The following is a 14,331-nucleotide window of genomic DNA, read 5'->3' as shown; positions in this document are numbered from 1 at the left end:
GGCGGAAGAAGGGCGCCAGCGGAACGCTCAGGTCAGAGACGAAGGGGCTGCCATGGCTGACGACATCATCACCATGCTCACCACCGACCACCGGGAGCTGAAGCGCCTGTTCGACATGATGAAGACGGACAGGAACTCCCGGCCGCTGGCGCTCCCCCTGGCCGTGGCCATGCTGGAGGCTCACAGCGAGGCCGAGGAGGACCGGGTGTATCCGGTTGTGGCCCGGGAGGCCGACGAGAGAGCAGAGGCCGAGCATGCCGCCGAGGAGCACCACCAGGCCGAGAGCCTCGGCAAGCACCTGCTGGAGATGGACTGGGAGAGCAAGGAGTTCGACCGAGCTCTGGAGGACTGGGTCGGCGCTGTGCTCCAGCACGTCGAGGAGGAGGAGAACGAAATCCTGCCCGCGCTGAGCGAGGCCGTCGGCTCCGACCGGCTGCACGAACTGGGCCTGGAGTTCGCAGAACGGCGATCCCGGAAACTGGCGGGGCAGCCTCTCGCGGCAGTCGGCGGCGGCACCGACACCGGGCGCCAGCAGGAGACCGAAGGCGAGACCCGGACGGAGCTGTACGAGAAGGCCCGGGAACTCGACATCGAGGGCCGGTCCACGATGAACAAGGAAGAACTGTCCCGGGCGGTACACGAGGCCGAGAACAGCGGGAGCGGCTGACAGCGCCGCCGCAGGGCGCCGCACGGCATGGTGGAGCATCGGCGGGCTTGCTGCCATCGATCCTTGCGGACGTTCGGCGTGTGGAGTCTGCCGGGTCCCGGCGTTCAGAACTCCGCAGAAGGCAGTGCCGCCCCCAGCATCGCTGCGGGTTCGATGTTTTCCGTGCGGGGAGGAGGCGACTGTGGTCGAGCCGCCCGTTCCTGTGCCTCCCCGGCCGACGCCGTCCCCGCCGGGGCCCGGCCGCCCCGACCCGCCGCCCGGCCCTCCGCCGCCGCGTCCCGTGCCTGAGCCTCCGCCCGGCCCTTCGCCCAAGCCGAATCCCGTTCCCCGGCCCCCGGACCACGGCCGGTGAGGCGGCGTGACAACGATGGCGCTGCTGCGTGGATCTCGGTCAGTCCGGTCCGTATCCCTGCTCTGTGGAGGAGGTGGAGACGGTGACAGCTCACGCCGGGGAGAAGGCCCAGAAGACCGGGGACTTCTACTGCGCCAAGTGCAGCGAGAAGGTCCACGTGAAGCAAGGGGACAAGATTCCCCGTTGCCCGAACGGCCATACCGGCTTCGAGTCCCGCCGGAATGAGCCCGACACGAAGTCGTAAACCGGCGCCGGCTCCTTCGACGTTCCGGCGCTCGCTGCCGACCGCCTCAGGGGCCGCGGGCCGGTTCAGCTTCGGGCCTTGCGGGTCTTGGAACGATTTGCCTTGCGTACGGCGTCCAGCAACTCGGACTTCGTCATACGGGACCGTCCCTCGACACCGAGTCGCTTGGCCACGTCGTAGAGATGCTGCTTGGAGGCCTGCTCGTCCACCCCTTCGCCGCTGCGCCCGCCCCGCTGCCGCGGGCGTGCGGCCAGCGGATCGGACGGGCCTTTGCGCCGCTTCTCCTTGCGCTCCCAGTGATCGCCGACCTTCTCGTACTTGTGCTTGAGTGCTGAGTAGGCAACCCGGTGCGCCCGCTCCCCCTCGCCGTACTGCTCGACGGCGGAATCATGCGCCTTGACCCAGGTGCGCTGCGCGTCCTTGGGCGACCGATCCAGAGTCGACGGCAGTTCCTGCTGTCCCGGCACGGGACTCACCTCCCCTTCTCCGGTGCGGGCGGAGAGAGAAACGAGTGCCCGGCTCACCTTGGAAGAAACGGCAGCCCCTGCGCCTCGGTGGCCAGCGGTGACCGCAGGACGCCCAAGGCGATCATGCCGACGCCCGGGACGGAGTGCAGCCAAGTGCAGCCAGTCGTCCGCCGTCTTCAGCGGCACGAAATCGGCATCGGTGTCGTGGCCGACGAACAGACCGTACAGCTGAGGATGTGTAGCCCGGCCGGGAGAGGGAACGGCGGATCGGGACGTGACCAGCGAGAGGAACCGAGAGGAACAGGGGGTTCGCGTCAGTGCGGATCACCCACGTTGCTCCGACCTGTTTCGGAGTGGACGGTCTGTTCGGCGGCGGTGAGCGCTACCCGGTCGAGCTGGCCCGGGCACTGGCCCGCGAGGTCGACTGCGAGCTGGTGACGTTCGGACGGCATCCGCGTCGCGTGCGGGAGCAGGGCGGGCTACGGGTCCGGGTACTCCGGCCTTGGGTGCGGCTGCACGGCCATCCCGCCCACCCGGTCAGTCCCCTGCTGCCGTCGGCGGTGTCCGGCGCCGACGCGGTCCACGTCCACCACATGCGCAGCGCCCCCGGCCGGACGGCGGCACTGGTCGGGACAGCCCGCGGGCAGGCGCTGGCCGTGACCGATCACGGCCTGGGCGGCGGCGGCTGGGCCGGGCTGCTGCCCGGGCTGTTCGATCGCTTCCTGACGGTCTCCCGTTTCTCGGCGCAAACCCTCGAGGCGCCGCCCGACCGGACGACGGTGGTCTACGGGGGTGCAGACCCGGCACGGTACTTCCCCGGCGCCGGGGCCGCGGAGGATTGTGCGGGTGTGCTGTTCGTCGGACGGCTGACGCCTCACAAGGGCGTCGACCGGCTGCTGCGTGCACTGTCGCCGGATGTACCGCTCACGGTGGTGGGCACCACCGGCCACGATCCGCGGCCGCCCGAATCGGGCTACCCGCAACTGCTGTCCCGCCTCGCCAGTGGCAAACAGGTCCGCTTCGTCCATCAGGCGGACGACGCCGAAGTCGCCGCACTGTATCGCCGGGCCGCAGTCTTCTGCCTGCCTTCGGTGCCCGAGACCTGTTACGGCCGCCGAGTCGCCATCAGCGAGCTGCTGGGTCTGGCGGTGATCGAGGCCATGGCCAGCGGCACAGCCGTGGTGTGCAGCCGGGTCGGCGGTCTGCCGGAGGTGGTACGGGACGGGGAGACGGGCTTCCTGGTCGATCCCGGCGACGTGGCCCAGCTGCGGGACCGCATCCGCACACTCGTTGCCGACCGGCCGCTGGCCCGGCGGCTCGGAGAGAACGCCCGGCAGCTGGTGCTGGAGCGGTTCACCTGGGACGCGTGCGCACAGCGGTGTCTCACCGCCTATCAGCAGATGGGCGTGCGGTAGCCGCCGAACCGGCGGCCTGGTCTCAGCCTTCGACACCGGTCGCGGTGTGGGATGCGCCGACGGGCTTGGATTCCGGGGAGCCGCGCTGGCGCAGGAAGATCGACAGGATGACCATCGAGGCCACCGCGAGCAGCTCGGACTGCCAGTTCTGCAGGGAACGGCTCCAGAAGTCGGCGGAACCCAGGTACTGGCCGTAGCTGATCGGGGCCTGAAGCCGACGCAGTTGCTGTTCGTTGTAGGCGGCCGCACCGGCGACGGACTGGGCCAGCCACGACAAGAGGAACAGGGCGCCCATGACCAGGCCCAAGGAGCGGGAGTAGACCGCCCGGCGCCACCCGCCTGCCCTCACCCAGGCCGGTGCGCCGGCCGGTGCGTGTTCACCGACCAGTTGGTCCCGGTCGGATTCGGGACCGGCCTTGTGCAGTTCCTTGGACTCCGGCGATCCGCGCTGCAGCAGCCACACGGTGACGAAGACGTAGAGGAAGAACTGCAAGTACTCCGACTGCCAGTTCTCCATGACGTCGACGCCGAAGTCCGAGGACGACACGTAGGAGCCGAAGCCGACCGGCTCCAAGCCGTCACTGACGAGCTGGTTGTTGAAGTCCGCGTGGCCGGCGATCGCTTGCCCGACCAGAGCGAGCAGGAAACCGACGCCGAAGGCCAGGGAGAGCCCGTTCTCCCGCAGGAAGCGACGCATACGTCCTCACCTCCCCCGTTTGCATCGGGGGCGCGCTCCGTGGCCGCGCGCTCTACGGCAACCGGGCTTCATCGGTGCATCAGCCCCACGGTGATGACGTAGGCCGTACCACTCAGGACGAGCAGCAGGCACAGCGCGAACAAGGTCTTCATCGCTGGTCACTCGCCTTTGACCTGGCATTGATAGGGCTGTCCCGGACGGGGGAGGCAACCGGCGGCGATCACCCTCCAGCCCGAGGAGAAGCGCGCCAGGAACAACGTGTCGTCGGTGAGGGTGACCATGGCCTGCCGGCCGTAGACATCCGTCTCCTTCACACGTCCGTCAGCAGGCAGGTGCTGCTTGGTCATCGCCTGACCGCACGGAGCCTTCTCGGACTCCGCGAGCTCCATGCGCGTCCGCGGCGCCAGGAGCGAACACGCCTCCCGCGCATCGCCCCGGCGCAGCGCGTCCGTGAAGGCGATCGCGGCAGCGGAGGCGCCGTCGCTGCGCTCACCGGTGGTGGCGCAACCGCCGACCGAGATCAGGGCGATCAGTAGCACGCCGCACGACGGACGTCTTCTGTTCAGCATCACGCCCCCTGCCCCGCTCTGGAACGGGTGGGTCTGCGTCGAGTACCCCGACCCAGGAGCACCACACGCAACAGGCAGAACACCGGCCGAGGCGCACCGGGGATGCTGGCACCGTCTCCACGGCGCTTCCGCCCTAGCTTCCGGCCAGACGTATGCCCATCAAAAACCGAAATTCGCTCTAAAATGGAACAAATACTCAAAATAATCGAGGTAGCGTGTCGGCCAGTGGTGAGGCATCGAGTTCGAACCCGTTCGGCGCCGCGAGTGTCGGCGAAGCGCTCGAGCGCGACGACGCCCTGGTCAGTGCCGTCCTCAGCGCCACGAAGGCGACCGGAGCGCATGCCGGAAGTGTGTTCCTGCTTTCCGGCGACCATCGCTCGCTCGTACTGACGGCGGCGTGCGGGGCACCGCCGTCCCTGCTGGGCGGGTGGCGCCGGATCCCGGTGAACAGCCGTATCCCGGTGGCGGAGGCCTACCGCTCCGGGCAATGCGTCCACCTGGCCGACGCCGAGGAGACGATGCGGCGCTTCCCCCAGCTCTCGGTCGCCATGCCCTACCCCTTCGGCTCTGCCTCAGTGCCTGTCCGAGCGGGTGAGCGGACCTTCGGAGCGATGGCCGTGCTGTGGACGCCCAAACCGGACGGGGCCGGGCTGTCGAGAGTGCAGCGGCGGCAGCTGCGCTCCGCGGCCGACCGTCTGGGCACCGCCCTCGCCAGGCTGAGCGGCCGCCAGGCGCTCGGCGAATGCGACGAGCGTGCCGATCCTGTGGTGGTTCCCCCACCGTCCGCTCCGGCGACACGGGTGGGCCTGTTCGACTGGAACCTCGACACCGGAGCCCTTACGGCAGACGACGAGCTGTGCGCGATCTTCGGGATCCCTCCCCGCGAGTTCGACGGACGTGCGGCCACCCTGGCGGCCAGGATCGAGCCCGCGGATCTGCCCGGCTTCCGGTCCGCCGCCCGTGCCGCGGCCCAGGAGGGGCGTATGCTCGCGCACTGCCTGCGCATCCGCGACGGCGGCGGGGGCGGCCGGACGGTCGAGCTGTGGGGGCGGGTGCCCGAGAACCGGGGCAACTCGCAGGCGTCGCCCCATCTGGTCGGCGCCGTACTCGACTCCGGGAGCGGTATGGCCGCCGTGGCGGCGATCGAGCGACTCGCAGACGGCTTCTTCGCGCTCTCTCCGGACGGGCGTCTCACCTATGCCAACCACAGCCTGGAGAAGCTGCTGCGGGCCCGCCAGGACGAACTGCTCGGCCAACGCCCGTGGGACGTCCTGCCCTGGCTGGCCGATCCCGTCTACGAGGATCGCTACCGGGCCGCCGTGGTCTCCCAGCAGCCGGTCTCGTTCCTGGTCCGCCGACCGCCCGACGAGTGGCTCGTGTTCTCCCTCCACCCGGGCGCGCAGGGCATGACGGGATGGGCGGCACTCGTGAGGCAGCCGGTTCCGGCCGGGGCCGGGCCCGGGACAGCCGTCGCGGAGGAGGGACCGCCCCTCTCCCTGTCACCCGCGGCCCCCCGTCTGGGTGCCCTCTACCGCGTACTCCAGTTGGGCAGCGCCCTCACCGAGGCGGTCACCGCGCGCGAGGTGTGCGACGCCGTCGCCGAGCAGTTGCTGCCCGCTTTCGGCGGCCAGAAGCTGGCGATCTGCGTGGTGGAGGAGCGGCGCCTGCACCTGCTCTCACAGCGTGGCTACCCGGAACGCTTTCTCGCCCGGTTCGAAGGCACCCCGCTGCATGCCCGACTGCCCATGACGGACGCGCTGACCTCCGGGGCCCCGCTGTTCGTCGAGTCTCGGCAGGAACTCCTCGGGACGTACCCCGGGATCCCCCTCGGCGACTCCAACTCCTGGGCGTTCCTGCCGTTGATCGCCTCCAACCGCCCGGTCGGCGCCTGCATGCTCGGCTTCGACGACGTCCATCGGTTCCCCGGCGAGGAGCGCGGACTGCTCACCGCGCTGGGAGGCCTGATCGCCCAGGCCCTCGAACGTGCCAGGCTCTACGACGCCGAATTCGCCCTCGCCCGCGGCCTGCAGAACGCGTTGCTGCCGCACCGGCTGCCCACGCTGCCGGACCTTCGCGTCACCGGACGCTATCTTCCGGGCACCAGGGGGATGGACATCGGCGGGGACTGGTACGACGTCATCCCCACCGGCGACGAGGTCGCGCTGATCGTCGGGGACGTCGAGGGGCACAACGTCCCCGCCGCGGCCGCAATGGGCCAGCTGCGCAGCGCGGTACGGGCCTTCGTCACCGCCGGCCACCGACCTGGCGACGTCGTCGCCGACACCAACCGGCTCCTCCTCGACGACCTCGGCCCGGCTCTGCTCGCGAGCTGCTGCTACGCCCGCTTCCACCCCCGCTCGGGGGTCGTGGCCATCGTCCGCGCGGGCCACTGCCCACCTCTGCTGCGCCTGCCCGACGGACGCGCCGAAATCCTGGATGTGCCGGGCGGTCCACTGCTCGGCGTCGTCGACACTGCCGAGTATCCGGAGTCGGAGTTGCGCCTCGCGCCCGGATCGGTCCTGGCCCTGTACACCGACGGGCTGGTCGAGAGGCGCGGCTCGGACATCGGTTCCGGCATCGAGCGGCTCCGGGCCTCACTGGCCCACACGGGCGGGGAGCGCCTGAAGGATCTGGCCGACGGGCTGCTGCGAGATGCCAGCCAGTCCGCCGACAGGGCGGACGACATCGCGCTCCTGCTCACCGAGTACGCCCCTCCCCCGCCCCCACAGACGGCCATGGAGCGACCATCCGCGCGCGCTGAGCCGAGCCCGTCGGCGGGAGGGTGAGTGGGCGGCACTCCGATGCCGCTGCTACTTGCCCCAGATCTTTCGGTACGCCTCCCGGTAACCCGACGGGTCCCAGGTCGTGTCCCCGGCGCTGTTGGCGGCCGTGGTGAGGTGGACGGGGGCTACATATCCGCTGGCGGGTCGGCTGGAGAAGGCCCGGTTGAACTCGTCGACGATCTGCCAGCCCTGCAGCGACAGCGGTTCGGGGACGGTAGCGGCCTGGTACTGCTCGCTGTTGATGCGCTGGAAGGCGGAGGGGTCGCCGTCGCCGGCGCCGATGTTGAAGGGTGGACCAGAGCCTTTGTTGCCGGCCGCCCGGAAGGCGGGGGCGGCGTCGGCGAAGTACAGGTCGTTGATGGCAACGGAGTAGGTCCACTTGCTCTGGAAGCGGGAGAGGAGGGAGGAAATCTCCCGTGGGGTGCGGCTGCTGGCGTCCGGGATCGGGATGTTCTCCTGCGCCAGCAGCTTCACACCCGAGCAGGTGGCCAGCTCCTTCCTGATCAGGTCGGACTTGTTCCTGGCGAAGGGAATCGAAGCGTCGGTGATGAGCACGACCCCGGCGCGGCCGTTGGAACGCGAGATGATCCACTGAGCGCTGATTCCGGCCACGTCCTCGACCCGGGTGGTGACGTTGGTGAAGAGCTTCGGCCTCTGACTGGGGCCGGGCGAAGCGACCGCGTGCCAGCCGATGAGCGGGATACCCGTCGCGTCGGCCCGCGCGACCTGCTGCGACGTCGAGTCGGGGTCGAAGCCGCCGATGACGATGCCCGAGGGCCTGAGGGCCACGGCTGCGCTCATTGCCGCCTGGATGCCGGCGGGCGTGCCCCCGCCGTCGATCACCCGGACGTTCCAGCCGATGACCCGCGCGGCTTCCCTCACTCCGTCCGCGGCGCCCGCGACTCCGGGATTGGTCATGGTCTGGGCGACGTAGACGATGGTCTTGCCGGACACCGCTGTGGGGCCGCTGGTCGGTCCGTCCCAGGGGGCGTCGGTCTTCTCTGCCTGCCTGACGGCGGCCTGGGCCCTGGCGTGGGCCGCCGGGCAGCCGCTCGGGCCCGTTGCGGAGTCCCCCTGGCCTGTCGACGAGCCGCGTTCACAGCCTGCAAGGACGGTTACCGCTGCCAACAGGGCCGCGGAAGCGAACCGAGCCGTGAAGACGCCGGAGGCGGCCTTGCGGTTGCACTGCACGGGAGCTCCTCATGGAGGGATGAGCGGAGGCGCGGGCCGGGGTCACGGAGGTGGTGCCGGGCGTCGGTCATGGAGCGGTACCGGCTGTGCCACCGTCCTGCGTCGGGGGATACGGCGGTGAAGGCGGCACGACGGGTGAATCGCGGGCCGCGACGGCGCCGGTGCGCAGGCGGCGGGCGGAGTAGCCGGCCAGGCCGACGGCGATCAGCAGGGTGCCGCCGTAGAACAGCGGGATCGTCCAGAAGTCGGCGCCCATCTGACCGATGCCGGTGAGGCCGACGGCGAGGACGGCGACGGCGACTACCGTGCCCATGGCGTTGGGGCGGCCGGGTTTGATCGCGGTGGAGCCGAGGAGAGCACCGGCGAATGCGGGCAGCAAATAGTCGAGGCCGACGCTCGGATTGCCGATCTGCTGCTGGGCCGCGAGCAGCACCCCGGCGAAGCCGACGATCAGCCCCGATGCGGCGAAGGCATAGACCGAGTACTTGCGGGTCGGGATGCCGACGAGGTCGGCGGCGCGGGGGTTGGAGCCGATGACGTACAGGCACCGGCCGAGCGGCAGCCGCTCCAGCACCAGCCAGAGCACGACCGCGAGGGCGAGCACGTAGAAGGCGGGGACCGGAAGGCCGAGGAACGTGGAGTCGTAGATGTCGGTGAAGGCGGCCGGGAGGCCTTGCGGGCCCGGGACGATCCGGCCGCCGTTGGTGATCCAGCCGGTCGCGGCGTACATCATGCTGCCGGTCCCGAGAGTGGCGATGAAGGAGTCGATCCGGCCGAACTCGACAATGACACCGTTGAGGACGCCTACCACCGCCCCTCCGATGATCACCGCGAGGCAGGCGAGAGGCCATGGCCACCCGTCGTTGACGACGAGCTGCATCACCATGACGTGCGCCAGGCCGAGGCCGTAGCCGATGGAGAGGTCGAACGCGCCTGTCACGATCGGCACCATGGCGGCGAGCGCGAGGATGGCCGGGATCGACTGGGTGGACAGGATCGAGTCGATGGTGTCCGCAGTGGGAAAGGTACGCGGCAGCGTGAGGGAGAAGATCAGGAAGAGCAGGGCGGTGAGGGCCAGAAGGCCGTAAGTGCCGATGAGGTGCCCGCCCTGCCTCTCCAATCGGCTCAGCGGGCCCGGTCGGTGCCGTGGGGACGGGGGCGAGGAGGGAGAGGGCGAGGCGGTCATGGGGTCGTCGCGCTTCCGGAGGGGGGCATGGCCGAAGCTGCCCGGGTGAGCCCGGCGATGGTGAGGTCCGGACCGCTCAGCTCGGCCGTCACAGCCCCGCGGACGAAGACCAGGGCTCGTCGGCACACGCCCGCGACCTCCTCGAAATCGGTGGAGATGAGCAGTACCGCGAGGCCGGCGGCCAGCGCCTCGTCGAGCAGGCCGTAGATCGCGGCCTTGGCGCCGATGTCCACGCTCGCCGTCGGCTCCTCGAGGACCAGCAGGCGCAGGCCCACCCGCAGCCACCGGCCGATCATGACCTTCTGCTGGTTTCCGCCGGACAGGGTGGCGATGGGGGCCTCGCTGTCGCGGGGACGCACCGAGAACCGTTCGATCAGGGTGGCGGCCTCGGCGCGTTCGCGGCGGGGCCTGATCCAGCGCAGCGCCGGCAGGCCTCCCACGCGGGGGTTGGCCAGGAGGTTCTCCCGTACGGTCAGCTCGGTGGCGCATCCCTCCTGTTGTCTGTCGCCGGTCACGAAGCCCACGCCGAGGCCGACGGCGTCGGCGACCTTGTGGGGGCTGTACCGCCGGCCGCAGAGGAGTACGCGACCGTCGAGGATGGGCCGGGAGCCGACGAGGGCCCGGCCCAGGTCCATGTGCCCGGCGCCCGAGAGGCCGACCAGACCCAGGACTTCCCCGGCCTCCAGTTCCAGGCTGACCGGGCCCGCGCCGGCGGTCCGTACGCCGTCGAGGGTCAGTACGGCCGGGGCGGCCCCGAGGGCCGTGGCGGGGCGGTAGTCGGTCAGTTCCTCGCCGACGATGTCGTGCACCAGACGGGCGGGGCTGTGTCCGGCCAGCGCGCCATGGCTGATGAGGTGACCGTCGCGCAGGACGGCGAAGGTGTCGGCGACCTCGTACACCTCGTCCAGGCGATGGCTGACGTAGAGGATGCCGTGCCCCCGGTCGCGCAGGGCGTGCAGTACGTGGAAGAGCCGGGCGCAGTCCGCGGCGGGGAGGCGGGCGGTCGGCTCGTCGAGGACGATGAGCTTCGCCCGTCCCGCCAGGGCTCGGGCGATGGCGACCAGCGAACGCTCTGCGGGGGCGAGCCGGGCGATCGGCGCGTCGGGGTCGAGATGTCCGGCGACGATCCGCAGGGCGTCGGCGCAGCGCTCCCGGGTCCGCCGCCAGGAGATCAGTCCGGCGCGGCGCGGATACCCGGTGCTCAGGGCGATGTTCTCGGCCACCGTCATCCACTCCACCAGACCGAGGTCCTGGTGGATGAAGGACATGCTGCGGGAGGCCGCGTGGGTCCCGAGCGGGTGCCCGGCCACGGTGATCTCCCCCGCATCGGCGCGGTGGACGCCGGCGAGCACTTTGATGAGCGTGGACTTTCCGGCGCCATTGGGGCCGAGAAGGGCCAGGACGCTGCCGGCGTGGACGTCGAGGTCGACCCCGGCCAGCGCGAGGGTTCCGCCGAACCGCTTGTCGAGCCCGCGGATGCGGACCAGAGGTTCCGCTCCGGAGGGCTGGATGGCCTCCGCAGAGGTGTCGGGAGCATCGTGCACGGACATCTCCCGGGGGTCGGCCTTGCGAGTTCTTCCCGACTTTCATAGGGATACTAGCGGGGCAAATAGCAGCATTTTAGACATTTGACAGCATCTGCGCCCCCGAACGAGTCAGGGGGCCGCCAGAGCGCCGTGCGCAGGCCCTCAGGTGCCGTCGAGCCCGCATTCGGCCCAGATGACCTTGCCCTCCGGGGTGTTGTAGCGGGTACCCCAGCTCTGCGCCATCTGCGCGACGAGGAACAGGCCACGGCCCCCCTCGTCGGTGGCGGCCGCCCGGCGCAGGTGCGGGGCGGTGTTGCTGGTGTCATAGACCTCGCAGATCAGGGTGGGGCCATGGAGCAGCCGTACCCGGATAGGCCCGGCACCGTGGCGGATGGCATTGGTGACCAGCTCGCTGAGCAGTAGTTCCGCGACGAACGCGGCCTCGTCGAGTCCCCAGTCGGCCAACTGCCGGACAGCGGCGGCGCGGACGTCGCCGACGAGGGCCGGGTCGGCGGGCAGGTCCCAGCTGGCGATCCGGCGGGGGTCCAGCGCGTGGGTGCGGGCGACGAGCAGTGCGAGGTCGTCACTGGGATGGGCGGGTGCCACCCTGTCCAGGACCGCCTCACAGGTCTCCTCGGGTGTGCGCTCGGGGTGGGCCAGGGTTCCGCGCAGGATTTCGAGGGAGACGTCGATATCGCGGTGCCGGTCCTCGATGAGTCCGTCGGTGTAGAGGACCAGCTGACTGTGCTCGGGGAGGTGGATCTCGGCGGTTTCGAAGGGCAGACCGCCGAGGCCGAGAGGCGGCCCGGCGGGCAGGTCGAGGAATGACACGGTGCCGTCGGGACGGACCAGCGCGGGCGGAGGGTGACCGGCGCGAGCCATGACGCACTGCTGGGAGGTCGGGTCATAGATGGCGTACAAGCAGGTCGCGCCGATGATGCCGACGCCGTCGGCGGCGGGATCCTCTCGGTCCAAGCGCCCCACGACATTGTCGAGGTGGGTGAGGACTTCGTCCGGAGGGAAGTCGAGTTCGGCGAAGCTGCGTGCGGCGGTGCGCAGCCGGCCCATGGTGGCGGCGGAGTGCATGCCGTGACCGACGACGTCGCCGACGAAAAGGCCGACACGGGTGCCGGAGAGAGGGATCACGTCGTACCAGTCACCGCCCACATCGGATTCGGCGGGCAGATAGCGATGGGCGACCTCGACGGCTTCCTGATCGGGCAGACCCTGCGGGAGCAGGCTCCGCTGCAGGGCCAGGACCATGTTGCGTTCACGCGTGAAGCGCCGGGCATTGTCCATGGACAGAGCGGCACGGGTGGCGAGCTCGTGGGCCAGGGAGCGGTCGTCGTCTCCGAAGGGGACGGCGTCCTGCGAGCGGTAGAAGCTGGCGACGCCCAGGACTACGCCGCGGGCGACCAGAGGGACCGCTATGAGGGAGCGGACATGGGTCAGCAGCTGCTCGGTGTGCTCGGGGTCCTGGGCGAGCCAGCCCGCGGCAGCCGTCAAGTCTGGCTCCAGCACCGCCTGCCCGCTGGTCAGACAGCGCAGCTGGGGCGCGGTCGGGCCGAAGGCGACCCGCTTGCCGACCGGGCTGAAGTGACCGACATCGCGGATGCCGTGGACCACCGCACGGCGCAGGTCACTGCTGGGGTCGGCGGACTCCTCGCCGCGCAGTACGGCCTCGGGCAGGTCGATCGTGGCGAAGTCGGCCAGTCGCGGAACCGCCATCTCGGCGAGTTCCTGGGCGGTGCGGCGCACGTCCAGGGTGGTGCCTATACGGGCGCTGGCCTCGGACAACAGCTCCAGGCGGCGTCGCGCCGCCAAGGCGTACTTCCCCACCTCCGGCTCCCCCACCAGCACAAGCCCTCTCGCGGGAGGCGGGGAGTCGGGGTGATCGTCCGTCGCACCGGAGCCACCGACGGTTGTCGCGCCCTGACCGTCCATGGCGCCCTGACCGTCCGTGGCGCCCTGGCCGGATGCGGCGCCCTGGCCGGATGCGGCGCCGGGAAGGAGACCGGACGGCGGAGTGACGGAGTGACGCCCAGGCGCCGGGGCGACGGGAACGTACCCGGACGGCGGGACGACAGGGAGGCCGGCGTGCTCGGCGGGGAAGCCGAGCAGCTCGTCGACCTGGCGCGGGACGGGCAGGCCCTGTTGCGATGAAGGGCCGGGGAGGAGGACCTCGATCGCCATGCCTTCCACCCCGGAGCCACTCGTCATCGGACGGCTCACCAGCGTCACCCTCCGGCCGTCGGGCAGGGACACGTCGACGGCGGCCCGCTGCGCGGAGGAGATCAGCTCGGTGGCCTTCTCCAGGAGGATGGCCCGGTCACGGGGGCGCAGCTCACGGGCCAGTTCGTCCACCCCGACGCCATGGTGAAGGCCGACGGCGGCACCGGCGCCGGTGCCCACGTACGCCCGCAACAGAGCGCGCTCACGCGCGGAACTCTGCTCCAGCAGCCGACGCTCGATGGCTTCGGCCGCCTTGCGTATCACGGTGACGAGCGCCGGATCCTCGGCGCTGCGCGGATAGCCGAGGCACAGAACGCCTTCGATGCGCCCGCTGAGCGGGTCGCGAACGGGAATCGCGCGGCAGGCGCTCGCCTGGGAGCGCTCGGCGAAGTGCTCGGCACCGTGGACCCGGATGAGTTGCCGCTCCGCCAATGCGAGACCGATGCCGTTGGTGGCGGCGAACTGCTCGGCGAACACGAATCCCGGGACGCGCTGGATCGCCGGGAGACTTCTGGCCAGGGCCGCATCTCCGAAACGCCGCAGAAGGACCGTCCCGCTCGCATCCGCGACGGAGATGTTCATCTTGGTGCCCGCGAACGTGGACTGCAGCCGGTCGAGTACCGGATCTGACGCGCGGACGAGCCGACCGTCCCGGTCGAAGTCCTCCCGGAAGGGAAGGTCGGACTGGTCCGGCGAGAGACCCAGGGACCTGCAGCGCTGCCATGAATGCAAGATCGGCGTTCTTACGCCTCCCTCAACCGGCTCGCCCTGCAGAAAACGCTCACGGAGACTGGCGGGCACTGCGCCGCCTGTCGCACGCCACGTCCGCATCGATTCCCCGTCGGCCGGAACCACGCTTCACCTCGCTCCCGCCTTCAACAATCCACTATTGGGAAATACCGCAGCATTGACGAGAATACGGGCATTAGGAATACGAGTCACGTTTCGTGAGGTTCCACACCCGCGGTGACCGGACGGCACCGGGTCGAGGGCGTCCAGCAG

11 protein-coding genes are annotated in these 14,331 nt (G+C 70.4%); 4 read left to right on the top strand and 7 right to left on the bottom strand.

Annotation, left to right across the window (positions count from 1 at the left end; translation table 11 throughout):
- Positions 1-52: 52 nt before the first annotated feature.
- Both ACGFNK_RS14050 and ACGFNK_RS14045 read left to right on the top strand, forming a co-directional pair.
- The gene (locus ACGFNK_RS14050) at positions 53-667 is read left to right on the top strand and encodes a hemerythrin domain-containing protein (RefSeq protein ID WP_393415625.1); all 615 of its coding nucleotides are present in this window, start codon (positions 53-55) and stop codon (positions 665-667) included.
- 434 nt (positions 668-1,101) lie between these two features.
- Positions 1,102-1,263 (top strand): hypothetical protein, encoded by a 162-nt coding sequence (locus ACGFNK_RS14045; RefSeq protein ID WP_393415623.1) that lies wholly within the window; start codon positions 1,102-1,104, stop codon positions 1,261-1,263.
- A 65-nt stretch (positions 1,264-1,328) separates the two neighbouring features.
- Here the strand turns inward: ACGFNK_RS14045 and ACGFNK_RS14040 are convergent, their stop codons facing one another.
- On the bottom strand, positions 1,329-1,730 hold the full coding sequence (locus ACGFNK_RS14040) for a ChaB family protein (protein WP_393415621.1): 402 nt from the start codon (positions 1,728-1,730) through the stop codon (positions 1,329-1,331).
- A 317-nt stretch (positions 1,731-2,047) separates the two neighbouring features.
- Here ACGFNK_RS14040 and ACGFNK_RS14035 point away from each other — a divergent pair, with 317 nt between their 5' ends.
- The gene (locus ACGFNK_RS14035) at positions 2,048-3,145 is read left to right on the top strand and encodes a glycosyltransferase family 4 protein (RefSeq protein WP_393415619.1); all 1,098 of its coding nucleotides are present in this window, start codon (positions 2,048-2,050) and stop codon (positions 3,143-3,145) included.
- 22 nt (positions 3,146-3,167) lie between these two features.
- On the opposite strand, the gene ACGFNK_RS14030 is transcribed toward ACGFNK_RS14035, so the two are convergent.
- A complete protein-coding gene (locus tag ACGFNK_RS14030) occupies positions 3,168-3,842 on the bottom strand; it encodes a DUF6766 family protein (RefSeq protein ID WP_393415617.1) in 675 nt (224 codons plus the stop codon).
- A gap of 158 nt (positions 3,843-4,000) precedes the next feature.
- Positions 4,001-4,411, bottom strand: a complete 411-nt coding sequence (locus ACGFNK_RS14025; protein ID WP_393415615.1) for a hypothetical protein — start codon at positions 4,409-4,411, stop codon at positions 4,001-4,003.
- Positions 4,412-4,626: 215 nt separating this feature from the next.
- Between ACGFNK_RS14025 and ACGFNK_RS14020 the strand changes: the two genes are divergently transcribed.
- Positions 4,627-7,197 carry a SpoIIE family protein phosphatase gene (locus ACGFNK_RS14020; RefSeq protein ID WP_393415613.1) on the top strand — a complete coding sequence of 857 codons (2,571 nt, stop codon included), beginning with the start codon at positions 4,627-4,629 and terminating at the stop codon, positions 7,195-7,197.
- Between the two features lie 24 nt (positions 7,198-7,221).
- On the opposite strand, the gene ACGFNK_RS14015 is transcribed toward ACGFNK_RS14020, so the two are convergent.
- The 4 genes from ACGFNK_RS14015 to ACGFNK_RS14000 form a co-directional block, all read right to left on the bottom strand.
- Complete coding sequence (locus tag ACGFNK_RS14015) at positions 7,222-8,385, bottom strand: substrate-binding domain-containing protein (RefSeq protein WP_393415611.1); 1,164 nt, start codon at positions 8,383-8,385, stop codon at positions 7,222-7,224.
- A 67-nt stretch (positions 8,386-8,452) separates the two neighbouring features.
- Positions 8,453-9,571, bottom strand: a complete 1,119-nt coding sequence (locus tag ACGFNK_RS14010; protein WP_393415609.1) for an ABC transporter permease — start codon at positions 9,569-9,571, stop codon at positions 8,453-8,455.
- Positions 9,568-11,115: a sugar ABC transporter ATP-binding protein gene (locus ACGFNK_RS14005; protein WP_393415607.1), complete on the bottom strand. Its 1,548-nt coding sequence runs from the start codon at positions 11,113-11,115 to the stop codon at positions 9,568-9,570. The genes ACGFNK_RS14010 and ACGFNK_RS14005 overlap by 4 nt, the downstream gene beginning before the upstream one ends.
- A 144-nt stretch (positions 11,116-11,259) precedes the next feature.
- Positions 11,260-14,160, bottom strand: a complete 2,901-nt coding sequence (locus ACGFNK_RS14000; RefSeq protein ID WP_393415605.1) for a SpoIIE family protein phosphatase — start codon at positions 14,158-14,160, stop codon at positions 11,260-11,262.
- Positions 14,161-14,331 lie beyond the last annotated feature (171 nt).

Origin of the sequence: Streptomyces sp. NPDC048825 (genome assembly GCF_043198355.1) — a bacterium.
GTDB classification, from domain to species: domain Bacteria; phylum Actinomycetota; class Actinomycetes; order Streptomycetales; family Streptomycetaceae; genus Streptomyces; species Streptomyces xiangluensis.
The sequence above is the reverse complement of the archived record's forward strand: the minus strand, read 5'-3'. Positions and strand labels throughout refer to the sequence as shown.

Coding starts and splice junctions, on each gene's coding strand:
- ACGFNK_RS14050 (WP_393415625.1), top strand. CDS start 53: ATGGCTGACGACATCATCACCATGCTCACCACCGACCACCGGGAGCTG.
- ACGFNK_RS14030 (WP_393415617.1), bottom strand. CDS start 3,842: ATGCGTCGCTTCCTGCGGGAGAACGGGCTCTCCCTGGCCTTCGGCGTC.
- ACGFNK_RS14025 (WP_393415615.1), bottom strand. CDS start 4,411: ATGCTGAACAGAAGACGTCCGTCGTGCGGCGTGCTACTGATCGCCCTG.
- ACGFNK_RS14010 (WP_393415609.1), bottom strand. CDS start 9,571: ATGACCGCCTCGCCCTCTCCCTCCTCGCCCCCGTCCCCACGGCACCGA.
- ACGFNK_RS14000 (WP_393415605.1), bottom strand. CDS start 14,160: ATGCGGACGTGGCGTGCGACAGGCGGCGCAGTGCCCGCCAGTCTCCGT.